The organism is Mitsuaria sp. GD03876 (genome assembly GCF_029840635.1).
In the GTDB taxonomy this organism is placed as follows: domain Bacteria; phylum Pseudomonadota; class Gammaproteobacteria; order Burkholderiales; family Burkholderiaceae_C; genus Roseateles.
This window is the reverse complement of the sequence record NZ_JAOCCU010000058.1, coordinates 1-24,126: the sequence shown is the minus strand read 5'-3', so window position 1 is coordinate 24,126 and position 24,126 is coordinate 1. Positions and strand designations below refer to the sequence as shown.

18 protein-coding genes and 1 tRNA gene are annotated in these 24,126 nt (G+C 70.3%); 11 read left to right on the top strand and 8 right to left on the bottom strand.

Annotated elements, in window-relative coordinates; genetic code table 11:
* Positions 1 to 216: 216 nt before the first annotated feature.
* Positions 217 to 1,695 (top strand): NAD-dependent succinate-semialdehyde dehydrogenase, encoded by a 1,479-nt coding sequence (locus N5D62_RS25265; protein ID WP_279760785.1) that lies wholly within the window; start codon positions 217 to 219, stop codon positions 1,693 to 1,695.
* 91 nt (positions 1,696 to 1,786) lie between these two features.
* Here N5D62_RS25265 and N5D62_RS25260 read toward each other — a convergent pair whose 3' ends face one another.
* Complete coding sequence (locus tag N5D62_RS25260; protein ID WP_279760778.1) at positions 1,787 to 2,683, bottom strand: LysR substrate-binding domain-containing protein; 897 nt, start codon at positions 2,681 to 2,683, stop codon at positions 1,787 to 1,789.
* 133 nt (positions 2,684 to 2,816) lie between these two features.
* On the opposite strand from N5D62_RS25260, the gene N5D62_RS25255 reads away from it, so the two are divergent.
* Positions 2,817 to 4,025, top strand: coding sequence for an MFS transporter (locus tag N5D62_RS25255; RefSeq protein ID WP_279760777.1), 1,209 nt, complete (start codon positions 2,817 to 2,819; stop codon positions 4,023 to 4,025).
* Positions 4,026 to 4,146: 121 nt separating this feature from the next.
* The gene (dkgB, locus tag N5D62_RS25250; RefSeq protein WP_279760776.1) at positions 4,147 to 4,980 is read left to right on the top strand and encodes a 2,5-didehydrogluconate reductase DkgB; all 834 of its coding nucleotides are present in this window, start codon (positions 4,147 to 4,149) and stop codon (positions 4,978 to 4,980) included.
* Between the two features lie 132 nt (positions 4,981 to 5,112).
* Here the strand turns inward: dkgB and N5D62_RS25245 are convergent, their stop codons facing one another.
* Entirely contained in the window at positions 5,113 to 5,493 is a 381-nt protein-coding gene (locus tag N5D62_RS25245; RefSeq protein WP_279760774.1) for a tautomerase family protein, read from the bottom strand.
* Positions 5,494 to 5,817: 324 nt separating this feature from the next.
* Between N5D62_RS25245 and N5D62_RS25240 the strand changes: the two genes are divergently transcribed.
* The 4 genes from N5D62_RS25240 to N5D62_RS25225 all read left to right on the top strand — a co-directional run bounded on the left by N5D62_RS25240 (position 5,818) and on the right by N5D62_RS25225 (position 8,769).
* On the top strand, positions 5,818 to 6,294 hold the full coding sequence (locus N5D62_RS25240; protein WP_279760773.1) for a PilZ domain-containing protein: 477 nt from the start codon (positions 5,818 to 5,820) through the stop codon (positions 6,292 to 6,294).
* Positions 6,295 to 6,403: 109 nt separating this feature from the next.
* A tRNA-Gly gene (locus tag N5D62_RS25235) sits at positions 6,404 to 6,478 on the top strand.
* Positions 6,479 to 6,579: 101 nt separating this feature from the next.
* Positions 6,580 to 7,821 (top strand): MFS transporter, encoded by a 1,242-nt coding sequence (locus tag N5D62_RS25230; RefSeq protein ID WP_279760771.1) that lies wholly within the window; start codon positions 6,580 to 6,582, stop codon positions 7,819 to 7,821.
* Positions 7,822 to 7,851: 30 nt separating this feature from the next.
* Positions 7,852 to 8,769, top strand: a complete 918-nt coding sequence (locus N5D62_RS25225) for an aspartyl/asparaginyl beta-hydroxylase domain-containing protein (protein ID WP_279760769.1) — start codon at positions 7,852 to 7,854, stop codon at positions 8,767 to 8,769.
* Here the strand turns inward: N5D62_RS25225 and N5D62_RS25220 are convergent.
* Both N5D62_RS25220 and N5D62_RS25215 read right to left on the bottom strand, forming a co-directional pair.
* Positions 8,723 to 9,970, bottom strand: a complete 1,248-nt coding sequence (locus N5D62_RS25220; RefSeq protein ID WP_279760768.1) for a hypothetical protein — start codon at positions 9,968 to 9,970, stop codon at positions 8,723 to 8,725. The genes N5D62_RS25225 and N5D62_RS25220 overlap by 47 nt on opposite strands.
* A gap of 72 nt (positions 9,971 to 10,042) precedes the next feature.
* On the bottom strand, positions 10,043 to 10,906 hold the full coding sequence (locus N5D62_RS25215; RefSeq protein WP_279760767.1) for a class III extradiol ring-cleavage dioxygenase: 864 nt from the start codon (positions 10,904 to 10,906) through the stop codon (positions 10,043 to 10,045).
* A gap of 232 nt (positions 10,907 to 11,138) precedes the next feature.
* Between N5D62_RS25215 and N5D62_RS25210 the strand changes: the two genes are divergently transcribed.
* Entirely contained in the window at positions 11,139 to 13,631 is a 2,493-nt protein-coding gene (locus N5D62_RS25210) for an FtsX-like permease family protein (protein ID WP_347881836.1), read from the top strand.
* Between the two features lie 5 nt (positions 13,632 to 13,636).
* Here the strand turns inward: N5D62_RS25210 and N5D62_RS25205 are convergent, their stop codons facing one another.
* The 4 genes from N5D62_RS25205 to N5D62_RS25190 all read right to left on the bottom strand — a co-directional run bounded on the left by N5D62_RS25205 (position 13,637) and on the right by N5D62_RS25190 (position 19,133).
* On the bottom strand, positions 13,637 to 14,791 hold the full coding sequence (locus N5D62_RS25205) for a right-handed parallel beta-helix repeat-containing protein (RefSeq protein ID WP_279760764.1): 1,155 nt from the start codon (positions 14,789 to 14,791) through the stop codon (positions 13,637 to 13,639).
* 151 nt (positions 14,792 to 14,942) lie between these two features.
* Positions 14,943 to 15,800 (bottom strand): bifunctional methylenetetrahydrofolate dehydrogenase/methenyltetrahydrofolate cyclohydrolase FolD, encoded by an 858-nt coding sequence (folD, locus tag N5D62_RS25200; protein ID WP_279760763.1) that lies wholly within the window; start codon positions 15,798 to 15,800, stop codon positions 14,943 to 14,945.
* A 79-nt stretch (positions 15,801 to 15,879) separates the two neighbouring features.
* Positions 15,880 to 16,515, bottom strand: coding sequence for a response regulator transcription factor (locus N5D62_RS25195; protein ID WP_279760762.1), 636 nt, complete (start codon positions 16,513 to 16,515; stop codon positions 15,880 to 15,882).
* On the bottom strand, positions 16,512 to 19,133 hold the full coding sequence (locus N5D62_RS25190; protein WP_279760761.1) for a PAS domain S-box protein: 2,622 nt from the start codon (positions 19,131 to 19,133) through the stop codon (positions 16,512 to 16,514). Before N5D62_RS25190 ends, N5D62_RS25195 begins: the two co-directional genes overlap by 4 nt.
* 347 nt (positions 19,134 to 19,480) lie before the next feature.
* Between N5D62_RS25190 and aceE the strand changes: the two genes are divergently transcribed.
* From aceE to N5D62_RS25175, 3 genes are all read left to right on the top strand, one after another.
* On the top strand, positions 19,481 to 22,186 hold the full coding sequence (gene aceE, locus N5D62_RS25185) for a pyruvate dehydrogenase (acetyl-transferring), homodimeric type (protein WP_279760760.1): 2,706 nt from the start codon (positions 19,481 to 19,483) through the stop codon (positions 22,184 to 22,186).
* A gap of 24 nt (positions 22,187 to 22,210) precedes the next feature.
* Positions 22,211 to 23,911, top strand: a complete 1,701-nt coding sequence (gene aceF / locus N5D62_RS25180) for a dihydrolipoyllysine-residue acetyltransferase (RefSeq protein ID WP_279760758.1) — start codon at positions 22,211 to 22,213, stop codon at positions 23,909 to 23,911.
* A 15-nt stretch (positions 23,912 to 23,926) separates the two neighbouring features.
* A partial coding sequence (locus N5D62_RS25175; protein ID WP_347881835.1) for a biotin/lipoyl-containing protein occupies positions 23,927 to 24,126 on the top strand: 200 nt, incomplete at its 3' end.

Sequence of the window (24,126 nt, the reverse complement as noted above, 5' to 3'; positions counted from 1 at the left end):
GCCGCGACATTGAAACAGGGGGTGTCTTCGCGGGTGTGCGGATTGCCGGGAAGGGCTCCCGCAAGCGCTTGATTTCGCGAAGCTTTCGATTATAGGAGCGGGGCCGCCCGGGGCAGGGCCACGCGCGCCGACGCCCCCATTGACGCGGCGTTGACATGGCGGGCCGGGACCGGCCGCTAGGATGCCCGCCTTCCCTGGAGAACCGACATGGCGACGATGGACCCCAAGACCTCCCCGCTGGTGCAGCTCAAGGACCCGAGCCTGCTCAAGACCGATGCGCTGATCAACGGCGAGTGGGTCGGCGGCGCGAGCCGTTTCGACGTCGACGATCCGGCCACCGGCGCGGTGCTGACGCACGTGGCCAACCTGGGCGCGTCGGAGGCGGACGCCGCGGTGACCGCGGCGCAGGCGGCCTGGCCGGCCTGGCGGTCCAAGACGGCCAAGGAGCGCGGCGCGATCCTGATGCGCTGGTACCACCTGCTGCTGCAGCACGCCGACGACCTGGCGCGCATCCTGACGGCGGAGCAGGGCAAGCCGCTGGCGGAGGCGCGCGGCGAGATCGTGTACGGCGCCAGCTTCGTCGAATGGTTCGCCGAGGAAGCCAAGCGGGTGCGCGGCGAGACGGTGCCGACGACCGACGCGACCAAGCGCTACATGGTCATCAAGCAGCCGGTGGGCGTGTGCGCGGCCATCACGCCGTGGAACTTCCCGCTGGCGATGATCACCCGCAAGGTGGCGCCGGCGCTGGCGGCCGGCTGCCCGGTGGTGATCAAGCCGGCGGAGCAGACGCCGCTGACCGCGCTGGCCGCGGCGGAGCTGGCGCAGCGCGCCGGCATGCCGGCCGGCGTGCTCAACGTGGTGACCGGCGACGGCGAGCACTCGATCGCCATCGGCGAGGTGCTGTGCAAGAGCGACGCGGTGCGCCACCTGTCGTTCACCGGCTCGACCGAGGTGGGCCGGATCCTCATGACGCAGAGCGCGCCGACGATCAAGAAGCTGTCGCTGGAGCTGGGCGGCAACGCGCCCTTCCTGGTCTTCGACGACGCCGACCTGGACAGCGCGGTCGAGGGCGCGATCGCGAGCAAGTACCGCAACGCCGGCCAGACCTGCGTGTGCGCGAACCGGCTGTACGTGCAGGCCGGCGTGTACGACGCGTTCGTCGCGAAGCTGTCGGAGAAGGTCGGCGCGCTGAAGGTCGGCAACGGCTTCGACGCCGGCGTGACGCAGGGCCCGCTGATCGAGGACGCCGCGGTCGACAAGGTCGAGCGCCACATCGCCGACGCGGTGGAGAAGGGCGCGAAGGTGCTGGTGGGCGGCGCGCGGCTGCACGACCGCTTCTTCCAGCCGACGGTGCTGTCGGAGGCGACCGCGGACATGCTCTGCGCCCGCGAGGAGACCTTCGGGCCGGTGGCGCCGGTGTTCCGCTTCACCACCGAGGCCGAGGGCGTCGCGATGGCCAACGCGACGGAGTTCGGCCTGGCGAGCTACTTCTACAGCCGCGACATCGGGCGCATCACGCGCGTGTCGGAAGGGCTGGAGTCGGGGATGGTCGGCATCAACACCGGGCTGATCTCGACGGCGGAGGTGCCGTTCGGCGGCGTCAAGCAGTCGGGCCTGGGACGCGAGGGCGGGCACCAGGGCATCGACGAGTACGTCGAGACCAAGTACCTGTGCATCGGCGACGTCAACAAGTGATGGCGCCGTCCCGCGCCGTGCCGTCCCGCGCCGTCCGCGCGCCGGACGCCGCCCCGGCCGGGGCATCGGGCCGCGGCGGCTCCGGTGGCAGTCAGGCGGTGAGCCTGGCCATCTCCATCGCGAGGTAGTCGAGGAAACAGCTGATGCGCGAGGCCAGCGCGGTGTTGCGGTAGTAGACCGCGTGCACCGGCTGGCGGGTGTCGACGGTGTGGGCCGCCAGGACCTGCACCAGCGCGCCGTCGGCGCGGTCGCGCGCGGTCATGAAGTCCGACAGCGTGACCAGCCCCTGGCCCGCGAGCGCCAGTTGGCGCAGCGTCTCGCCGCTGGACGCGCTCAGCGAGGCGGCGACCGGATAACCCTCGCCGCCGGCCCAGCGCAGCGGCCAGGTGTTGAGGCTCTCGGGCGCGGTGAAGCCGAGCAGCGAATGCCCGGCGAGCGCATCGACCTTCGTCGGCCGGCCGCGCTCGGCGAGGTAGGCGGGACTGGCGAGCACCCGCAGCCGGAAACTGCCCAGCGGCCGCGCGTGCAGCGAGGAATCGGCCAGCGTGCCGATGCGCAGCGCGACGTCGGTGCGCTGCTCCAGCAGGTCGATGATCTGGTCGCTGCTGTTGAGCTCGAGCTCGATCTGCGGATAGCGGGCGCGGAAGCCGCCGATCAGCGGCACCAGCACGTGGAGCATGAACGGCGAGGCGGCGTTGACGCGCAGCCGTCCCGCGGGCTGGTCGCGCCGCAGCGCGAGCTGCTCCTCGGCGTCCTCGACGGCGGCGAGCACCTTGCGCGCGCGACCGAGGAAGAACTGTCCCTCCTCGGTCAGCTCGAGCCGGCGCGTCGAGCGCCGCATCAAGGTCGTGCCGAGCTTCTGCTCGAGCCGGCTCAGCGAGCGGCTGACGGCCGAGACCGTCTGCCCCAGCTGCTCCGCCGCCGCGCTGATCGAGCCCGCGTCCACGATGGCGGCGAGCACGGCGAGTTCGTCGAGGGAGCTTTTCATGGTGGCGGGAGTGTCGCCTCTATTCTTGCTTCCGGTTCAAGAATCATTTGGCGAATCAAGGCTTTTTCTGCAAGTCAGGAACGGGAACACTGGCGGCCATCGCAACCTTCCCTCGCTTCGCAGGAGCCTCATCATGCCGATCGCCTTGTGGGCGCTGACCGTCAGCGCCTTCGCCATCGGGACCACGGAATTCGTCATCGTGGGCCTGATCCCGACCATGGCCGCCGACCTCGGCGTCAGCCTGCCGTCCGCGGGCCTGCTGGTCTCGCTCTACGCGCTGGGCGTGGCCATCGGCGCGCCGGTGCTCACCGCGCTGTCGGGCCGCTGGCCGCGCAAGCGGCTGCTGCTCGCGCTGATGCTGCTGTTCACCGCCGGCAACCTGCTCGCGTGGCTCGCGCCGGGGTATGGCGCGCTGGTCGTCGCCCGCGTGCTGACCGGCCTGGCGCACGGCGTGTTCTTCTCGATCGGCTCGACCATCGCCACCAGCCTGGTGCCGCGCGAGAAGGCCGCCTCCGCCATCGCCACGATGTTCTCGGGCCTGACCGTCGCGCTGGTCACCGGCGTGCCGCTGGGCACCTTCGTCGGCCAGCACTTCGGCTGGCGCGCCACCTTCCTGGCCGTCGCCGCGCTGGGCCTGGTCGCCTTCGTCGCCAGCCTGGCGTTCGTGCCGCGCAAGCTCGCCCAGCCCGCGCCGGCCAGCCTGCTGCACCAGCTCGAGCCGCTGCGCCAGCCGCGCCTGCTGCTGGTCTACGCGATGACCGCCGTCGGCTACGGCGGCTCGTTCATCGCCTTCACCTACCTCGCGCCCATCCTCCAGCAGGTCAGCGGCATCTCCGCCAACGGCGTCAGCCTGGTGCTGCTGGTCTACGGCGTCTCCGTCGCCGTAGGCAATGTCTGGGGCGGCAAGCTCGCGGACAGGCGCGGTCCCATCGGCGCGCTCAAGCTGATCTTCCTGGGGCTGGCCGCCGTGCTGTTCGTGCTCAGCGTGACCGCGCAGTCGCCGGTGGCCGCCGTGCTGACGGTGCTCGCCTGGGGTGCGTTCGCCTTCGGCAACGTGCCGGGGCTGCAGCTCTACGTCGTCCAGCAGGCCGAGGCCCACGCGCCCCAGGCCGTCGACGTCGCTTCGGGCCTGAACATCGCCGCGTTCAACCTGGGCATCGCCGGCGGCGCCTGGGGCGGCGGCCTGATCGTCGAGCGCCTGGGCCTGATGCACACGCCGTGGATCGGCGCGATCGTGGTGCTCGGCGCGTTCGCGCTGACCGTGCTGGCGGGGCGCCTGGACCGCCGCTTCCCGCTGCCCGCGCGCCCGGCCGGCGCCGGCCCCATCGCCGTGGGCCATTGACCGCCCGGTTCAACCGGCCGACGCTCTTCCCATCGTCCCCATCGTCCCCATCGTCCCCATCGTCCCCACGGGATCCATCGTTCCCACCGGACCTACCGTTTCGCTTCTTCCTGGAGCCCGCATGACCACCAAGACCACGCCCCTCGCCACGTCCATTCCCATGCCCGCGCTCGGCCTGGGCACCTTCCGCCTGAAGGACCAGGTCGTCGTCGACGCCGTCAAGAGCGGCCTGTCGCTGGGCTACCGCCACATCGACACCGCGCAGATCTACGGCAACGAGGCCGAGGTCGGCCGCGCGATCGCCGAGGGCGGCGTGCCGCGCGAGCAGCTCTTCGTCACGACCAAGGTCTGGACCGAGCAGCTCGCCGGCGACCGCGTGGTGCCGAGCCTGCGCGAGAGCCTGTCCAAGCTGCGCATGGACGCCGTGGACCTGACGCTGATCCACTGGCCGTCGCCCGGCGGCGCGGTGCCGCTGAAGGAGACGCTGGACGCGCTGCTCGACGCGAAGCGCCAGGGCCTGACGCGCGCGATCGGGCTGTCCAACTTCACCGTGGCGCAGATGCGCGAGGCGGTCGCGCTGGTCGGCGCGGACGCGCTGGCGACCAACCAGGTCGAGATCCATCCCTTCCTGCAGAACCGCGCGGTCGTCGCGTTCGCCCGCGAGCAGGGCCTGCGGCTGACCGCCTACATGCCGCTGGCCTACGGCAAGGTCATGACCGAGCCGGTGCTGCTGGACATCGCCGCGAAACACGGCACGACGCCGGCGCAGGTCTCGCTGGCCTGGCTGCTGCAGCAGGGCTTCGCGGTGATCCCGTCGTCGACGAAGCCGGCCAACCAGGCGGCCAACCTGGCGGCGTCGACGCTGCGCCTGTCCGACGAGGACATGGCCCGCATCGCCACGCTGGACCGCGGCGAGCGCCTGGCCGATCCGGACTTCGCGCCGGCCTGGGACTGAGCGGGCCGGGTGGCTTCGCTGGCCCGATCGGCTTGATCGGCCCGACCGGCCCGACCGGCGTCGGCCGGCAGGGCGGGTCGGGTGGATCGGGCGGATCGGGCGGATCGGGCGGATCGGGCGGCGGCGCCGGGTTCAGGCGTACGGCGCCAGTCCCATGCCCATCGACCAGTTCTCCTTGGCCACCTCGACCAGGTTGACGAACACGTCCTCGGGCCGGACGCCGGGGTGTTCCCCCAGCGTCTTCGCGATGCAGGCGTAGAGCGCCTTCTTCTGCTCCAGCGAGCGGGTGTTGTTGGCGGTGATCTGGATGATGACCAGGTCGTCGCTGCGCGGGATGCCCAGGTAGGAGCCGCCGTTGCGGAAGTTCGCCGCGTCGTGCTCGGTGAGGGTCATGAACTGGTCGTCCTCGGGCACGTTGAAGGTCTCGCGCATCGCGCGGTAGATGCCGTCGAGCAGGGCTTCGCGGTACGGCGCGTCCTTGCCGGCGCGCAGATGGACATGGACGAGGGGCATGGGCGGACTCCTGGCGCCGGATCGGCGGGTGGTGGAGGCCCGACCTTAGCGGACCCTCGCCGGATGAGACTTCCGTCACGGTCGGCGGCCCCGGTTGCCGGCCGCTCATGACAGCGTTCACGCGCAACGCTTACAACCCGGGGGCCCTGGATTTCCTCCCCCGCCATGTTCCGCCTGCGCGCCCGTTCCAAGCCTGCCGTTCCCGCCGCACCGTCGGTCGCCGCGCCGTCTCCGTCTCCGTCTCCGTCTCCGTCTCCGTCTCCGTCTCCGTCTCCGTCTCCGTCTCCGTCTCCGTCTCCGTCTCCGTCTCCGTCTCCGTTGCCGGTGGCCGCGCTCTCGCCGACCGGGGCCGAGGTGGAGGCCAAGGCGGCAGGCCTTGACGCCGCGGTGCTCGCCGAGGGCGATCCCGAAGGCCCGGCGGCCGACGGCGCCGACGAGCGCCGTGGCACGCCGCGCCGCGACGTGCCGCTGGGCCCGGTGGTGCGGGCGGAGTTCTCACTCCTCGGGCGCTGGCGCAGCCTGCACGTCGACGACGTGTCGCTGGGCGGGCTCGGGCTGCGGGGCAGCATCGAGGAGGGGCGGGGCCTGTTCCTCGGCCAGCGGATCGCGCAGGCGAGGGTGCTGGTCGGCGACCACGTGGTGCTGGTGGCCGACCTGGAAGTCCGGATCCGGCGCAGCTTCCGCTCGTTCCTCGCCGGCGAGCAGGTCCACATCGGCTGCCGTTTCGTGGGCCTGGATGCGCGGGGCGAAGCGCAACTGCACCAGCTGCTGAGCGAACTGGCCGCCGCCCGGGCGCGCTGAACCGCGCCGCCCGCGCGCGATCGCCCGGTGGGGCCCGCCCACGTCGTGCAGCGCGTCCGACGCGGCTCATCCGGCACCGCTGCCGCTTGGGCCATAATCCGCTCCCGTCGCGGGCGTCGTATAACGGCTATTACCTTGGCTTCCCAAGCCAATGACGAGGGTTCGACTCCCTTCGCCCGCTCCACCACCGCTTCCCGGCGGTGCGCGCCCCGACCTCGCGGGGCCTGATTCCTCACCCCCTTCGCGATCCGGTCATCGCCTTCATGTTGCAATGCTGAACGTTCGATGAACGTTTCCTTTCAGCTGTCCGACATGTCCGCCGCCTCCCCGACCGCCTCGCCCTCCGCTTCCGATTCCTCCCCCGCCGACCCCGCCGCCTCGACCCACGCCGGCTGGGCGCTGCTCGCGCTGGCGATCGGCGGCTTCGCGATCGGCACGACCGAGTTCGCGGCGATGAGCCTGGTGCCGTTCTTCGCGCCCGACCTCGGCATCGACGCACCCACCGCCGGCCACGTGATCAGCGCCTACGCGCTGGGCGTGGTCGTCGGCGCGCCGCTGCTGGCGGTGCTGGGCGCCCGCGTGCCACGGCGCACGCTGCTGATCGGGCTGATGCTGGCCTTCGCCGTCGGCAACGGCCTGAGCGCGCTGGCGCCCGGTTACCACGCGATGCTGGCTTTCCGCTTCCTCAGCGGGCTGCCCCATGGCGCCTATTTCGGCGTGGGCGCGCTGGTGGCCGCGTCGTTGGTCGCGCCGGCGCGCCGCGCCCAGGCGGTCAGCCTGATGATGCTGGGCCTGACCGTGGCCACCATCGTCGGCGTGCCGCTGGCCAACACGCTGGGCCAGTGGGCCGGCTGGCGCTGGGGTTTCGGCGTCGTCACACTGCTGGCGCTGCTGACCGCCGCGCTGGTGGCGCTGCACGCGCCGCGCGACCGCGTCCAGCCCGGCGCCAGTGCGATGCGCGAACTCGGTGCGCTCGGCCGCGCGCAGGTCTGGTTGACGCTGGGCATCGCGACGATCGGTTTCGGCGGCATGTTCGCCGTCTACACCTACCTGGGCTCGACGCTGCTCGAGGTCACCCGCGTCGGCCCCGGCCTGCTGCCGGTCGTGCTGAGCGTGTTCGGCATGGGCATGACCGCGGGCACGCTGGTCTCGGCCTGGGCGGCGGACCGCGCGCTGATGCCCACCGTGGGCGGGCTGCTGCTGTGGAGCGCCGCGTCGCTGGCGCTGTATCCGTTCGCGGCGGGCAGCCTGTGGACGCTGCTGCCGGTGGTGTTCCTGATCGGCTGCGGCGGCGGCCTCGGCGCGGTGCTGCAGACGCGGCTGATGGACGTGGCGGGCGACGCGCAGACGCTGGCCGCCGCGCTGAACCATTCCGCCTTCAACGCGGCCAACGCGCTGGGCCCCTGGCTGGGCGGCCTGGCGATCGCCGCGGGCCACGGCTGGACCTCCACCGGCTGGGTGGGCGTCGCCCTGGCGTTCGGGGGCTTGGTGTTCTGGGCCGCGTCGCTGGCGTTCGATCGCCGATAATCCGCCCTTCGTCTTCAGGGAGTCCCGCTCATGGCCGACTGGCTGCCGCCCACGCGTTACTGGGTGCTGGCGATCTTCATCGCCTCGGCGCTGTATGCCCATTTCCGCGGCCGCGTCCGCTTCAAGCTGGCCCGCGCGCTGACGGACTTCACGGTGCTGATCTCGCCGATCAACGCGGTGATGTACCTGTTCTCCCGCGCCCCGGCCACCGCCTACCTGAAGACGTCGGAGTTCCCCGAGCTCGCGCTGCTGCGCGACAACTGGCAGGTGATCCGCGACGAGGCGCTCAAGCTCAACGACGAGGGCTACATCAAGGCCGCGTCCGGCTACAACGACATCGGCTTCAACTCGTTCTTCCGCACCGGCTGGAAGCGCTTCTACCTGAAGTGGTACGACCGGGACATGGACTCGGCCAACGCGCTGTGCCCGAAGACGGTCGAGCTGCTGCGGCAGATCCCCGGCGTGAAGGCGGCGATGTTCGCGTCGCTGCCTCCGGGCGCGAAGCTGGTGCGCCACCGCGACCCGTACGCCGGCTCGCTGCGCTACCACCTGGGCCTGACCACGCCGAACGACCCGGGCTGCTACATCGACGTCGACGGCCAGCGCTACCACTGGAAGGACGGCGAGGACGTGATGTTCGACGAGACCTTCATCCATTACGCCGAGAACACCACCTCGCACCAGCGCGTGATCCTGTTCTGCGACGTCGAACGACCGGTCCACTTCGCGCCGATCCGCTGGCTGAACCGCGCGTTCGGCAAGCTGGTGATGACCTCGGCGGCGACGCAGAACCTGGAGAGCGAGCCGATCGGCGGGCTCAACAAGTTCTTCTATCACGCCTACAAGGTGCGCCTGTTCTTCAAGGCGTTCAAGGCGAAGTCCCGCACCGGCTACTACGTGGTCAAGTGGGCGCTGATCCTGGGGATCCTGGCGGCGATCTTCCTGTGACGCCGGCGCCGCCGAGCACGCGCCGCGCGGAGAGACCGCCCAGGAAGTCGGTCTGGCGGTCGCTCAGGCCGTAGCGGCTGGCGATCCCGGCGGTCGATCCTTCCGCGCGCAGCAGCGCCGGCAGCTCCGCCAACAGGCTGGCGGCCGCGCGGGTCCGGGGAAAACCGTGATCGCACAGGGCCGGCGGGCACCACCGGCCGACGAACCGGCGGCCCTCCGGCGTCAGCCCCACCGGGCCGTACAGGACGTCGGTGATCTCGATGTCCAGGCCCTCGGCGAACAGGCATCGCAGGCGCAGGCCGCCGGCATGCGCGCGCTGCGAGTCCAGCCGCAGCAAATCCGCGATCGAAGGCGGGCGGCCGCCGCCGGTCAGCCACTGGCGGCCCCGCAGCGACAGCCGGCCATCGGCCTCGAACAGCCGACGGCATCGCGCCGGCGACAGCTGCCGCGCCCACCGGTCCGGCCGATTGAGACAGGCGCGCAGTTGCGCGAGCAGCCCGGGACGTTCCAGCACGAATCGCCGCAGCATGGCGCGCAGCCGCTCGGGCAGGGCGAGTCCCTGGCGCGGGCGGTCGATGGGCGGCACGTCCGGCGGGTGGCCGGCCGCGTCGATGGCGGCCAGCGCGGCGATCAGGTCCGGGCAGGACCGCGACCAGCCCGGCGCGGGCACCGTGGCGGTGAGCCGCCAGGGCGGCTGACCCGGCGTGGCCGGGAGGTGCTCGATCGTGAAGGTCGGCACCAGGTCGTCGGCGCCGAACTGCCAGGTCGCGGTGCCCAGGCGCAGCGTCATCGCGCACGGCGGGCGGATGCTCCAGGACCAGATCAGCGCGACGGTCAGCGTGTCCTGGATGTCGAGCGTCTCGAGCGCGTCCTGCGCGAGGCGCCCCGCCAGGCCGGTGATGTCCGGATCCTGGCCGGACGACCGCATCGGGCCGTCGCTGCGGTGCCAGGCCGCCGTGAGCGCGGAGGGCGGCAGCGTCGTGAACGGATAGCAGTCCCAGGGCGCGCCGCCGGGAGTCCGCCGGGCGATCAGGGCGAGCCGCGCGTCCTCGGGCGGCGGCAGCGCCCGCAGGCAGGACGGGCCCAGGCCGCGCGCCGGTTCGTCCTCCTGGGGCAGGTCGGCATCCTCGGCGAAGGCGGCGAGGTCCGCGCCGGCGGTGCCTTCCCAGCCGGGAATGCCGTCGAGAAAACTGCCGAACATCCTGGGGTCCCGAAAAGCGAAGCGGCGTTGGTCCGCCGCCGTCGCCTCCGGGTTCGATCCGGCGCGGCCTGATCAGGCGATCGCGGGATCCCGTTCGACGGCGTCCAGCGCGCGCGCCAGGGCGGGCGCCCCGGCGCCGAACGCGTAGGCGTCCATGCCCAGGCTGGCGAAGGTGACGCCGTCGTGCAGCCGCAGCGGCGACGCGTCCCGGCCGCCGGCGCCGGCGGCGACGTACCAGGGCAGCAGGTGCTCGTCGGTCGGGTGCATCAGCACGGCATGGGGAGCCTGCGCGCGGTAGTCGGTCAGCGCGGCCCAGTCGCGCGCGGCGGACCGTCGCGCGAACCAGTCGCGGAACGCCGCCGATTCGGCGCTCTCGGGCGCGTCCTCGGCCGGTCGGCGCCCGCTCGCGTCGGGGCGCATCAGCAGCCGCAGGTTGTGCGTGATGCTGCCGGTGCCCAGGATCAGCACGCCGTCGCTGGCCAAGGCGGCCAGGCGCTCGCCCAGGGCCAGCAGGTCGGCCGGCGGCACGTGCGGCGGCAGCGTCAGCGGGATCACCGGCACGTCCGCGTCGGGGTACAGGTAGCGCAGCGCGGTCCAGATGCCGTGGTCCAGCCCGGCGTGGTCGAACACCGGCAGGCCGAGCCGCCGGCCGATCTCGGCCGCCAGCGCGCGATCGCCGGGCGCGTCGTAACGCAGCTCGTACAGCGCGGGCGGGAAACCGCCGAAGTCGTACACCGCCTCGTGGCGGTCGGCGCCCAGCAGCACCGCCTCGCGGGCGGTCGTGTGCGCGGATACCGCCAGCACCGCCTTCGGCCGGCCCAGGCTGGCGTCCAGCGCCCGGCCGAGGCGGCGCATGAAGGCGCCGGCCTCGCCGGGCTCCAGCGCGATCATCGGGGAGCCGTGCGACACGAACAGGGGAGGGAAGGGCTTGTTCATGCCGACGATTGAACGCCCGGCCCGCCGGCGCATCGTCTAAACCGGTTGCACGGACTGTTCAAGCCGATTGCATGGCCACGACCCGAGCCCAGCGCGCGGGCATGCGGTTCGCTACAGTCCGCGCATGAGCGCGCACCCGTCCTCCTCGCCCGCGGCCTCCGCCGGCGGTTCCACGGCCCGACCGGCTTCCGATCCCTCCGCCATGCGCCGTCCACCGTCGTTGTGGCGGCAGATGGCTTTGCAGACCTGGCGGGACGCCCGTGCCGGCGAACTCCACCTGCTGATCCTGGCCTTGATGCTGGCGGTGGCGGCGGTGTGCGCGGTGGCCTTCCTGTCGGACCGGCTGGACCAGGGCCTGCGGCGCGACGCGGCGCAGTTGCTCGGCGGCGACGCCGTCGTCGCCAGCGACCAGCCGACGCCCGCGCCGGTGCGCGAACTCGCGACGCAGCTGAACCTGCGCACCGTCGACACGCTGAACTTCCCCAGCATGGCGCGCGCCAACGAGGACCAGGGCGGCGGCAGCCGGCTGGTCGCGGTGAAGGCCGTGGGCACCACCTATCCGCTGCGCGGCGCGCTGTCGCTGAAGGACGGCCGCCAGGTCGGCGCGCCGGCGCCGGGCACGGTCTGGGTCGACGCGGGCGTGCTCAGCGCGCTGGGGCTCAAGGTCGGCGATCCGCTGCTGCTGGGCGACGCGACGCTGAAGATCGCCGGCGAGATCGCCAACGAACCCGACCGCGGCGCCGGTTTCCTGAACTTCGCGCCGCGCGTGATGCTGGCGCAGTCGGACATCGCCGCCACCGCGCTGATCCAGCCGGCCAGCCGCATCACCTACCGCTTCGCGGTGATCGGCCAGGAGACGGCGGTGCAGCAGTTCAACGCCCGCGCGCGCCAGCAGATGAAGGACGCCAACTGGCGCGGCGTGCGGCTGGAGTCGCTGGAGACCGGCCGGCCCGAGATGCGCCAGACGCTGGACCGCGCGACCAAGTTCCTCAACCTGGTCGCGCTGCTGGCCGCGTTGCTGGCGGCGATCGCCGTGGCGCTGGCGGCGCGCGAGTTCGCCAACCGCCATCTCGACGACTGCGCGATGCTGCGCGTGCTCGGCCAGCCGCAGCGGCGCCTGACCTGGGTGTTCACGCTGGAGTTCGCCACCGTCGGTTTCGTCGCCAGCGCGATCGGCGTGCTGCTCGGTTTCCTGCTGCATTACGGCTTCATCGCGTTGCTGGCCGGGCTGATCGAGGTCAACCTGCCGGCGCCCGGCATCTGGCCGGTGCTGCTGGGCCTGGGCATGGGCATGAGCCTGCTGCTGGGCTTCGGCCTGCCGCCGGTGCTGCAGCTGGCCGCGGTGCCGCCGCTGCGGGTGATCCGCCGCGAACTGGGCCGGCCGAAGATGGGTTCGATCGCGGTGCTGGTCGCCGGCGTCGCGGGTTTCGCCGCGGTGCTGACCGCGCTGTCGGCCGACTGGCGGCTGGGCCTGGTGGCGACCGGCGGCTTCGCGGTCGCGCTGGGGGTGTTCGCGCTGCTCGCGTACGGCGCGGTGCTCGCGCTGCGGCGGCTGGTGCCGCAGTCCGGCGCGCCGCGCTGGCTGCTGCTGGCCACGCGCCAGGTCGCCGCCCGGCCCGCGTTCGCGGTGCTGCAGGTGGGCTCGTTGTCGCTGGGACTGCTCGCGCTGGCGCTGCTGGTGCTGATGCGCACCGACCTGATCGAGAGCTGGCGCGCCGCGACGCCGGCCAATGCGCCGGACCGCTTCGTCATCAACATCCAGCCGGAGCAGGGCGCGGGCTTCCGCGCGGACCTGGACAAGGCCGGCGTCAAGGACTACGACTGGTATCCGATGATCCGCGGCCGGCTGATCGCGATCAACGGCGAGGCGGTGCGCGCCAGCCGCTTCACCGAGGAGCGCGCGCAGCGCCTGGTCGAGCGCGAGTTCAACCTCAGCCACAGCGGCGAACTGCCGACGCACAACCAGGTCTCCGGCGGCACATGGACGCCGGAGGAGAAGGACGGCGTCAGCGTCGAGCAGGGCCTGGCCGACCAGCTCGGGCTCAAGCTCGGCGACTCGCTGCGTTTCGACATCGCCGGCGTGCTGGTGGAGTCGAAGATCACCTCGCTGCGCAAGGTCGACTGGGGCTCGATGCGGGTCAACTTCTTCGTGCTGTACCCGCGCGCGTCGATGCCGGAGCTGCCGGTCAGCTACATCTCCGCCTACCGCTCGCCCGAGGGCGAGGGCGCCGCCGCGGGCCTGGACCGCAAGCTGGTCAACGAGTTCCCCAACCTGACGCTGATCGATGTCTCTGCCGAGCTCAAGCAGGTCCAGCAGGTGCTGGAGCAGGTGATCATGGCCGTGCAGCTGCTGTTCGCGGTGGCGCTGGCGCTGGGCGTGGTCGTGCTGCTGGTGGCGGCGGTGGGTTCACGCGACGCGCGCACGCGGGAGTTCGCGCTGATGCGGGCCTTCGGCGCGTCCAGCGCGCTGATGGCCGCGGTGCAGCGCGCCGAGCTGCTCGGGCTGGGCGCGCTGGCGGGGCTGCTGGCCGGCGCGGCCGCGCAGGCGCTGGGCTGGGCGCTGACGCATTACGCGTTCGACTTCGAATGGCAGTTCAAGCCCGGCGTGCTGATCGGCACGACGATCGGCGGCGCCGTGCTGGCGCAGCTCGCGGGCTGGTGGGCGCTGCGCGGCGTGCTGCAGCGCCCGGTGGTGCAGACGCTGCGCGAAGCGGACACGAACTGAGCGGCTCAGGGGAGTTCGGCCAGGCCCACCGCCCGGCAGTTCGCTCGGGTCGTCCTGTCCGCGATCGTCAGGCGGCATTCGCCCCTCGGGTGGTTGCTGTAGATCGCCGGTACCCAGAAGCGGTTCAGCCGATGGATGCCGTCCGCGGCGGGGACCGCATTCGCCACGCCGGAGACGGCCGTTTGAGAACCTACCACCCAGCCCTGGGTGAAGAGGTTGTCCGCGACGGTGATCGGACCCTCGGACGGGACGCTGCGGATCACGACGCTGGACCGGTTCGACGTGCCGAAGCGGCCGTAGTCGAAAACATTGCCCGTGATGTGGACGGACTGTCCTCCGGCTCCCGTCGAGCCCGCATGCATGTCGAACTGGTGATAGGCGCCCCGGCCGCCGCCGTTGAGCACCAGGTTGTCGCGAGCCCGGTAGCGTTCTCCCGGCTCGCCGCTGCCGGCGATGGCGTGCCGGTTGGCATTGAAGACGTTGCAATGGATGTCGGCGTCCGCGTGCCCGTTCTGGATCACCACGCCGTAGCCGAGTTGCGAGCGAAGGTTGTCGTGGATGTAGTTGTGGTGGATTCGGTTGTCGACCGATTGCTTCACGCTGACGGCCGCCCACGGCCAGCGGTAGAGCTCGTTGTTGTCGATGACCACGCCTTGCGTGCCCGGGAGCAACTGGATGCCGATGGTCCGATTCGCCGCCGTCGCTTCGCCCGATGGCCCCTCGATCCGCAGTCCGGTGATGCGGGAGCCGCTCTCGACCACGATGACCGGGTAGTTGCGCGCGGTGTTGTCTGCCCATTTGACGTGCAACAGGCCGCCCGGGCTGCCGTCGCGGCCACGGTCGCTGAACACGGTCTGGCCGGCGCGGATGCGCAGCGCGGAGGACTGGTTGGGCAGCTCGATGGTCGCGCTGCCCGGCACGAACACCGCGCGTGCGCCGTTGTCGACGGCGGATTTCAGGGTCGCGAAGTCGGTGGCGACGACATGGCCCGGCACCCCCTCGGACAGCAGCATGGCGTCGTAGCCGGCACCTCCGCCAAGCACGTCGCAGTTCTGTGCCCGCGGGACACCGGGCATCAGCCCGAGCGCTCCGATCGCCAGGATCAGGGCGAGACGGTCTCGCGTTGTCGAGCGGGACGGGATGGCAGGGATGGGGGACATGGTTCGCCTTGTGCGCGTTGAGAAGACGCGCAGTGTGCGAACCGGTGTCGCGCCGGACACTTCCAACGCCTAGGCAAAGCTGTCGTCAGGACTGCCCGTTCGAGGTGGCCTGCTGCCCAAGCTGGATGGATCGTCCGCGGGCAATTGACGATCAGCGTGCCGCGGCGGCGCGCTCGGCCGACTCGATCGTGTTGACCAGCAGCATCGTGATCGTCATCGGGCCGACGCCGCCCGGCACCGGCGTGATCCAGCCGGCCACTTCCTTCACGCCGTCGAAGTCGACGTCGCCGCAGAGCTTGCCCTCGTCGGTGCGGTTCATGCCGACGTCCAGGACCACGGCGCCGGGCTTGACCATGTCCGCGGTCAGCACGTTGCGCTTGCCCACCGCGGCCACGACGATGTCGGCCTGGCGCGTGAAGTGCGCCAGGTCCGGCGTCGCGCTGTGGCACACCGTCACCGTCGCGTTGGCCTGCAGCAGCAGCATCGCCATCGGCTTGCCGACGATGTTGCTGCGGCCGATCACGACGGCATGCTTGCCCTTCGTGTCGTAGCCGATGAACTCCAGCATCTTCATGCAGCCGTACGGCGTGCAGGGCTTGAAGCCGTCCTGGCCCACCATCAGCGCGCCGGCGCTGGCGACGTGGAAGCCGTCGACGTCCTTCTCCGGCGAGATCGCCTCGATCACCTTGTGCGCGTCGATGCCCTTGGGCAGCGGCAGCTGCACCAGGATGCCGTGGATCGCCGGGTCGTTGTTCAGCGCGTCGACGCGCGCGAGCAGCTCGGCCTCGGTCATCGTGTCGGCGTACTTCTCCAGCACCGAATGCATGCCGGCGTCCTCGCAGGCCTTGACCTTGTTGCGCACGTAGACCTGGCTCGCGGGGTTCTCGCCGACCAGCACGACCGCCAACCCCGGCTTCACGCCCCGGGCGGTCAGCGCCGCGGCGCGCGCGGCGACCTCGGCGCGCAGTTGCTTGGACAGGGCGTTGCCGTCGATCAGTTGGGCGGTCATGGGCGGTACTCCGGAACTCAGATGAAACTCAGAAATGAAAGAGGCCGCACAGGGCGGCCTCGAGGCGTGCGGGGAGGGCTCAGCCGGCCTTGGCGGCCGGGGCCGACGCACCCAGCGCGATCTTCAGCAGATCGGCCACGGTGTTGGCGTTGAGCTTCTCCATGATGTTGGCGCGGTGCGCCTCCACCGTCTTGATGCTGATGCCCAGGTCGTCGGCGATCTGCTTGTTCAGGCGGCCGGCGACGATGCGCTCCAGCACCTGCGCCTCGCGCGTCGTCAGGCGCGACAGCAGCGCGTCGCGGCTGGCTGCTTCCTGCTGCGTGGCGAAGGCGCCGCGGGCCTGGTCGAGCATGCGCTCGACCAGCGACAGCAGTTCCTCTTCCTTGAACGGCTTCTCGATGAAGTCGACGGCGCCCTTCTTCATCGTCTGCACCGCCATCGGCACGTCGCCGTGGCCGGTGATGAAGACGATGGGCAGGGGGCTCTTGCGCTCGATCAGCTTGTCCTGCAGCTCCAGCCCGCTCATGCCTTCCATGCGGATGTCGGCGATCAGGCAGGCGACCTCGCGCGGGTCGTAGCGGCTCAGGAAGCTCTCGGCGGAGTCGTAGCACTTGACCCGGTAGTCCTTGCCTTCGAGCAGCCACTGCAAGGAATCTCTGACTGCCTCGTCGTCGTCGACAACGTAGACATTACCCTTCTTCGGAATCAAGCTCATGGTGTTGCTGCGGTGTTGTGAGCAGTGCCCGTCCCCGTGTCGCTGCTCTTGTCGGAAGAGGCGGGATGGGACTCCGGACGCGGAATGTCCACGGGGATCGTGAACGCGAACCGGCACCCGACGATGGACGGGCCATTGTAGAGGTTCTCGGCGCGGATCCGACCCTGGTGGGACTCGATGATGGACCGGCATAACCCTAGGCCGATGCCCAATCCATCGGCCTTCGTGGAGAAGAAGGCCTCGTACATGCGCTCGATGACCTCGACCGGCAGGCCCGGTCCCATGTCGGTCACCGAGAACTCGATGTTGGCGCCGAGCTCGGCGGTGTGCTTGGGCACGACGCGCAGCTCGATGTGGCGGCGCGAGGGCGGCAGCGCCGCGTTGTCGATGGCCTCGGCGGCGTTCTTGAGCAGGTTCAGCAGCACCTGCTCGATCAGGATCGGGTCGACCCGCATCACCGGCAGCCGCTGCGCGACGTAGGTGTGGATCTGCACGTTGCGCCGGCGCAGCTCGATGCCGGCGAGCTCGACCGCGTCCTCGACGATGGACGCGGCGAACGCGGGCTGGCGCTGCGGCTCGCTCTTCTTCACGAAGGCGCGGATGCGGTGGATGATCTGGCCCGCGCGCTGCGCCTGCTTGGCGGTCTTCTCCAGCGCGACGATCAGGTCGTCCTTCTGGATGTTGTCGCCGCGCACGCGCGAGACCATGCCGTTGCAGTAGTTGGTGATCGCGGTCAGCGGCTGGTTGAGCTCGTGCGCGACGCTGGAGGCCATCTCGCCCATCGTGATCAGGCGGCTGGTGACCTGCGCCTTCTCGGCCTGCTGCTGCTGCTGGGCCTCGGCATGGCGGCGCGCGGTGATGTCGGTGGCGATCAGCATCTGCGCCAGGCGGCCGTCGGTCCACTGCAGGTAGCGGGCGCGCACGTCGAACCACATGTCCAGTTGCGCGATGAAGACCTCGCGCGAATCGGCGCCGACCTCGGTCAGGTGCTGCGCGGGCAGGCCGCCGTAGTCGTCGACGTCCTCGTCGGCGTCGTAGGCCGCGTCCTGGAAGCTGGCGTCCTGCGTGCTGGTCGCGCCGGCCAGGCCCGCGGGCTGCGAGCCCGCCAGCATCGCGTGCCCCTTGGGATCGGCGCCGAACCACAGCCGGTAGCTGCGGTTGGCGAAGAGCAGTTCGCCCTGCTGCACCGACAGCACCGACACCGCGGCGTCCAGCCCCTCGAGCACCGTGGTGAAGCGCTCGTGCGAGGCCGAGAGCTGGTCGCGCACCCGCTTGGCCTCGGTGATGTTGGTCATCGAGGTCATCCAGCCGTTCTGCTTGCCCTTGGGGTCGATCAGCGGCGAGACGTACATGCGGGCGTCGAAGATGCTGCCGTCCTTGCGCATCACCTTGACCTCGGAGCCGCCGGCCGGGCTGCGGCCCTGCATCTCCTGCTGCAGCAGGCGCAGGTTCTCCTCGTAGCGGTCGGGCGGCCAGTAGGGGAAGGGCGGCTTGCGGCCGATCAGCTCGGACTCGGCGAAGCCGGTCATCGCGCAGAAGGCCGGGTTGACGTAGCTGATGCGCGTCTCCAGGTCCATCGCCCGCATGCCGGTCAGCATCGAGTTCTCCATCGCGCGCCGGAAGTTGGTCTCGGCGGCGAGGGCGTTCTGCACCTGCGCGCGCCGGCGCATGTGTTTCCAGGTGCCCAGCAGCATCCACACGGTGAGCACCGACAGCGCCATCACCATCCAGAACAGCGTGTTGGAGATCAGGCCGATCGAGGTGCGGTAGCCCTGGCCGCGCAGCACCAGCCCCGGCGCGGGCGCCATCGGCACCTCGTAGTAGATCGGCGCGCGGGTGATGCGCTTGCCCGGCATCGGCGTGACGGTGCTGGCCACGACCTGCTCGCGCGGATCGAGCACCGCGACCGCGTGGCGCGAGGTCAGCTCGTTGGGCACCGAGTAGCGCAGCAGACCCTCGACCGCGTACTCGGCGATCAGCACGCCGGCGAAGCCGCCGCGGTCGCTCAGCGGCAGCTGGATCTGGAAGACGGTGGTGTTGTTGGCGTCCGCGAAGGAGCCCGAGTAGACGCGGGTGCGCCGGTCCCGCGCGGCCTGGAAGGCGCGTTCGGGCTCGCTGTTGGCGTGGCCGTTGGGCATCGACGGATCGCCGCCTTCCACCGTCATCAGCGAGTCGGCCTGCTCGCCGATCGCCGCGACGCTGACGCGGCGCTCGCGGCGCGCGTTCAGCCAGGTGATGTGGGTGATCTCGGGCCGGTTGCGGGCGATCGCCATCGCGCGCTGCGTGAACTCGAGGTTGTCGATCGCGCGGTTGGCCAGGTCGCGCTGCAGCGGGATGAGCTGGTCCTCGTTGTCGATCAGGCGTGAGCGGATCTGCTGCTGCGCCATCTCGGTGTCGCGCTTGACGGCCTCGGCCTCGCGCTCGATTTCCTCGTTGCGCAGGTACCAGAAGGCCGAAACGATCGCCGCCAGGAACAGCACCACCGACAGCAGCGGCCCCAGCGTCGCGAACCGGTCCTGCCGCGACGGGGACTGGCGCCGCCACCAGGCCGAGACCAGGCGTTTGACGGGGTTCAGGGCACGGCGCGCAAAGCCTTGGACATCGAGGCGGGACAACATGGGCGCGATTATCCCGGGCCGTTCGGGCCGCCCCGGCGCCGGCGGCACCGGGCATTCCCGATCCGGGGATTCCCGGATCGCATCGTGAAAGACATTCCTCACGAAACCGGCCCGAAACCGCCTCTGTAATTTCACTATACGGAAACGCATCGCGCTATTTGGAAAATCCGAGGCTTATGCGACACTCCGCCGCCATAGCCCTTCCGCAGGGTGGCGACGCATGCGCGGTCGCTGGTGTTTTCGTAAGCTCGCTCCCCTCGGACCGGCCCGCGACGACCCCGCCGAACCGAGCGCGCGCGGCGCTTGCCCCGCCCGAAGGCCGTGATGTGAGACACAGGAGACAACACATGTCCGCGCAGCCCCAGTCGTTCCTCGGCGCCTCCGCCAATGACACCGACGCCCTCGAAACCAAGGAATGGCTGGACGCGCTGTCCGCCGTCATCGGTGAGGAAGGGGGCGACCGCGCCCACTTCCTGCTCGAGACCCTGATCGACCACGCCCGCCAGGCCGGCATCGACGTGCCGTTCTCGGCCACCACGGCCTACGTCAACACCATCCCGGCCGACCGGGAGGAGCGCTTCCCCGGCAACATCGACATGGAGGAGCGCCTGCGCGCCTTCATGCGCTGGAACGCGATGGCGATGGTGGTGCGCGCCAACCGGCTGCATCCGGAGGACGGCGGCGACCTGGGCGGCCACATCTCGAGCTTCGCCTCGCTGGCGACGATGCTGGGCTGCGGGTTCAACCACTTCTGGCATGGCGACGACGGCATCCACGGCGGCGACCTGCTCTACATCCAGGGCCACAGCGCGCCCGGCATCTATGCCCGCGCCTTCCTGGAAGGCCGCATCACCGAGGACCAGCTCAACAGCTTCCGCCAGGAAGTCGACGGCAAGGGCCTGTCGAGCTACCCGCACCCGAAGCTGATGCCGGAGTTCTGGCAGTTCCCGACGGTGTCGATGGGCCTGGGCCCGCTGATGGCGATCTACCAGGCGCGGTTCCTGAAGTACCTGCATGCCCGCGGCATCGCCGACACGTCCAAGCGCAAGGTCTGGGTGTTCCTGGGCGACGGCGAGATGGACGAGCCGGAAAGCCTGGGCGCGATCGGCCTGGCCGCGCGCGAGAAGCTGGACAACCTGATCTTCGTCGTCAACTGCAACCTGCAGCGCCTGGACGGCCCGGTGCGCGGCAACGGCAAGATCATCCAGGAGCTCGAGGGCGAGTTCCGCGGCGCGGGCTGGAACGTCATCAAGCTGATCTGGGGCTCGTACTGGGATCCGCTGCTGGCGCGCGACAAGCAGGAGCTGCTGCGCAAGGTCATGATGGAGACGCTGGACGGCGACTACCAGGCCTACAAGGCCAATGACGGCGCCTTCGTGCGCAAGCACTTCTTCGGCAAGCATCCCGAGCTGCTGAAGATGGTGGAGAACATGTCCGACGAGGACATCTGGCGCCTGAACCGCGGCGGCCACGACCCGCAGAAGGTCTACGCGGCGTACCACAAGGCGGTCAACACCGTCGGCCAGCCGACCGTCATGCTGATCAAGACCGTCAAGGGCTACGGCATGGGCAAGATCGGCGAGGGCAAGAACACCGCGCACCAGACCAAGAAGCTGCAGGACGAGGACATCAAGGCCTTCCGCGACCGCTTCAACATCCCCATCCCGGACAGCGAGCTGGCGAAGATCCCGTTCTACAAGCCGGCCGAGGACACGCCGGAGATGCAGTACCTGCACGAGCGCCGCAAGGCGCTGGGCGGCTACCTGCCCAAGCGCCGCCCGCAGGCCGAGGAAGCGCTGAAGGTGCCGGACCTGGCGACCTTCCAGGCCGTGCTGGACCCGACGGCCGAAGGCCGCGAGATCTCGACGACGCAGGCCTACGTCCGCTTCCTGACCACGCTGCTGCGCGACAAGGAACTGGGTCCGCGCACCGTGCCGATCCTGGTCGACGAGGCGCGCACCTTCGGCATGGAAGGCCTGTTCCGCCAGATCGGCATCTACAACCCCGCGGGCCAGAACTACACGCCGGTCGACAAGGACCAGGTCATGTACTACCGCGAGGACAAGGCCGGCCAGATCCTGCAGGAAGGCATCAACGAGGCCGGCGGCATGGCCAGCTGGATCGCCGCGGCGACGTCGTACTCGACGAACAACCGCGTGATGATCCCGTTCTACGTCTACTACTCGATGTTCGGCTTCCAGCGCATCGGCGACCTGGCCTGGGCGGCGGGCGACATGCAGGCGAGGGGCTTCCTGCTGGGCGGCACGTCGGGCCGCACGACGCTGAACGGCGAAGGCCTGCAGCACGAGGACGGCCACAGCCACATCCTGGCCGGCACGATCCCCAACTGCATCAGCTACGACCCGACCTTCGCGCATGAGGTGGCGGTGATCCTGCACTCGGGCCTCAAGCGCATGGTCGAGAACCAGGAGAACGTCTACTTCTACCTGACGCTGCTCAACGAGAACTACCCGATGCCCGGCCTGAAGGCCGGCACCGAGGAGCAGATCCTCAAGGGCATGTACCTGCTGGAAGAGGCGGCGGCCCAGCCGCTGACGGTCAACCTGCTGGGCTCGGGCACGATCCTGCGCGAGAGCCAGGAAGCCAAGAAGCTGCTCGAGGCCGAGTGGGGCGTCGGCGCCAACGTCTGGTCCTGCCCCAGCTTCAACGAGCTGGCGCGCGACGGCCAGAACGCCGAGCGCTGGAACCTGCTGCACCCGACCGAGCTGGCCTGCGTGCCGTTCGTGACGCAGCAGCTGAGCAAGGTGCAGGGCCCGGTGATCGCGTCGACCGACTACATGAAGAACTACGCGGAGCAGATCCGCGCCTTCATCCCGGCCGGCCGCTCGTACAAGGTGCTGGGCACCGACGGCTTCGGCCGCAGCGACTTCCGCTCCAAGCTGCGCGAGCACTTCGAGATCAACCGCCATTACATCGTCGTGGCCGCGCTCAAGAGCCTGGCCGACGAGGGCAAGATCCCGCAGGCCAAGGTCGCGGAAGCGATCAAGAAGTACGGCATCAACGTCGACAAAATCAACCCCCTGTACGCGTAAGCGGGCGGCTTGGAGACACGAGTTATGGCATTGGTGGAAGTCAAGGTTCCCGACATCGGGGACTTCAAGGACGTCGCGATCATCGAGCTGCTGGTCAAGGTCGGCGATACGGTGAAGGTGGAGCAGAGCCTCCTGACGGTCGAGTCCGACAAGGCCTCGATGGAGATCCCGTCCTCCGTGGCGGGCGTCGTCAAGGAGATCAAGGTCAAGCTCGGCGACACGATCAACCAGGGTGACCTGATCGTCGTGCTCGAGAGCGATGCCGCGGGTGCTCCGGCGCCGGCCGCCGCTGCGCCCGCACCGGCGGCTGCCGCTCCGGCGCCCGCGCCGCAGGCCGCGCCCGCAGCGGCTCCTGCCGCCGCGCCGGCTGCCGCTGCCGCACCGGCAGGTGCCGTCGACATCGTCGTTCCCGACATCGGCGACTTCGACGAGGTCGCGGTGATCGAGGTGCTGGTCAAGGTCGGCGACACCGTCAAGCAGGAACAGAGCCTGATCACCGTCGAGAGCGACAAGGCCTCGATGGAGATCCCGTCGTCGCACGGCGGCGTGATCAAGCAGCTGCTGGTCAAGCTCGGCGACAAGGTCGCCAAGGGCTCGAAGATCGCCGTGATCGAAGCCGCGGGCGGCGCTGCCGCTCCGGCACCGGCGGCGGGTGCTGCCGCGCCCGCTCCGGCGCAAGCCGCCGCCGCGCCGGCTCCGGCCGCCGCCAGCGCGCCGGCTGCGGCGCCCGCGGACCGCCAGGTCCCGACCGCCGCGCTGCCGCCGCATGAGCCGACCCAGCCGTCGGGCAAGCTGCCGCACGCGTCGCCGAGCATCCGCAAGCTCGCCCGCGAGTTGGGCGTGCCGCTGGACGAGGTGAAGGGTTCCGGCGCCAAGGGCCGCATCACCGAGTCGGACGTGCAGGGCTTCGTCAAGTCGGTCATGGCCGGCACGACGCAGACCGCCGCGCAGAAGTCGGCCGCCCCGGCCGGCGCCGCCGCCGGTGGTGCCTTCCCGGGCCTGCTGCCCTGGCCCAAGGTCGACTTCGAGAAGTTCGGCCCGGTCGAGCGCAAGGACCTGTCGCGCATCAAGAAGATCAGCGGCGCCAACCTGCATCGCAACTGGGTCACGATCCCGCACGTCACCAACCACGACGACGCGGACATCACCGAGCTGGAAGCCTTCCGCGTCCAGCTGAACAAGGAGAACGAGAAGTCCGGCATCAAGGTCACGATGCTGGCCTTCATGATCAAGGCGACCGTCGCGGCGCTGAAGAAGTTCCCCGAGTTCAACGCCTCGCTCGACGGCGACACGCTCGTCCTGAAGAACTACTTCCACATCGGCTTCGCGGCGGACACGCCCAACGGGCTGGTCGTGCCGGTGATCCGGGACTGCGACAAGAAGGGCATCTTCCAGATCAGCCAGGAGATGTCGGAGCTGGCCAAGAAGGCCCGCGACGGCAAGCTGGGTCCGGCGGACATGACCGGCGGCTGCTTCTCGATCTCGTCGCTGGGCGGCATCGGCGGCACCTACTTCACGCCGATCATCAACGCCCCCGAGGTCGCGATCATGGGCGTGTGCAAGTCGCAGACGCAGCCGGTGTGGGACGGCAAGCAGTTCCAGCCGCGCCTGATCCTGCCGCTGTCGCTGAGCTGGGACCACCGCGTCATCGACGGCGCGGCCGCGGCCCGCTTCAACGTCTATTTCGCGTCCCTGCTGGCGGACTTCCGTCGCATCGCCCTCTGATCGGAAGGACCGGACATGGCATTGGTTGAAGTCAAGGTTCCCGACATCGGGGACTTCAAGGACGTCGCGATCATCGAGGTGCTGGTCAAGCCCGGCGACACCATCAAGGCCGAGCAGAGCCTGGTCACCGTCGAGTCCGACAAGGCCTCGATGGAGATCCCGTCCTCCGCGGCGGGCGTGGTCAAGGAGCTCAAGGTCAAGCTGGGCGACAAGCT

Bases quoted from the DNA above. Each gene is read 5' to 3' on its own strand.
- N5D62_RS25265 (WP_279760785.1), top strand. From the start codon at position 217: ATGGACCCCAAGACCTCCCCGCTGGTGCAGCTCAAGGACCCGAGCCTG.
- N5D62_RS25260 (WP_279760778.1), bottom strand. From the start codon at position 2,683: ATGAAAAGCTCCCTCGACGAACTCGCCGTGCTCGCCGCCATCGTGGAC.
- N5D62_RS25255 (WP_279760777.1), top strand. From the start codon at position 2,817: ATGCCGATCGCCTTGTGGGCGCTGACCGTCAGCGCCTTCGCCATCGGG.
- dkgB (WP_279760776.1), top strand. From the start codon at position 4,147: ATGACCACCAAGACCACGCCCCTCGCCACGTCCATTCCCATGCCCGCG.
- N5D62_RS25245 (WP_279760774.1), bottom strand. From the start codon at position 5,493: ATGCCCCTCGTCCATGTCCATCTGCGCGCCGGCAAGGACGCGCCGTAC.
- N5D62_RS25230 (WP_279760771.1), top strand. From the start codon at position 6,580: ATGAACGTTTCCTTTCAGCTGTCCGACATGTCCGCCGCCTCCCCGACC.
- N5D62_RS25225 (WP_279760769.1), top strand. From the start codon at position 7,852: ATGGCCGACTGGCTGCCGCCCACGCGTTACTGGGTGCTGGCGATCTTC.
- N5D62_RS25220 (WP_279760768.1), bottom strand. From the start codon at position 9,970: ATGTTCGGCAGTTTTCTCGACGGCATTCCCGGCTGGGAAGGCACCGCC.
- N5D62_RS25215 (WP_279760767.1), bottom strand. From the start codon at position 10,906: ATGAACAAGCCCTTCCCTCCCCTGTTCGTGTCGCACGGCTCCCCGATG.
- N5D62_RS25210 (WP_347881836.1), top strand. From the start codon at position 11,139: ATGGCTTTGCAGACCTGGCGGGACGCCCGTGCCGGCGAACTCCACCTG.
- N5D62_RS25205 (WP_279760764.1), bottom strand. From the start codon at position 14,791: ATGTCCCCCATCCCTGCCATCCCGTCCCGCTCGACAACGCGAGACCGT.
- folD (WP_279760763.1), bottom strand. From the start codon at position 15,800: ATGACCGCCCAACTGATCGACGGCAACGCCCTGTCCAAGCAACTGCGC.
- N5D62_RS25195 (WP_279760762.1), bottom strand. From the start codon at position 16,515: ATGAGCTTGATTCCGAAGAAGGGTAATGTCTACGTTGTCGACGACGAC.
- N5D62_RS25190 (WP_279760761.1), bottom strand. From the start codon at position 19,133: ATGTTGTCCCGCCTCGATGTCCAAGGCTTTGCGCGCCGTGCCCTGAAC.
- aceE (WP_279760760.1), top strand. From the start codon at position 19,481: ATGTCCGCGCAGCCCCAGTCGTTCCTCGGCGCCTCCGCCAATGACACC.
- aceF (WP_279760758.1), top strand. From the start codon at position 22,211: ATGGCATTGGTGGAAGTCAAGGTTCCCGACATCGGGGACTTCAAGGAC.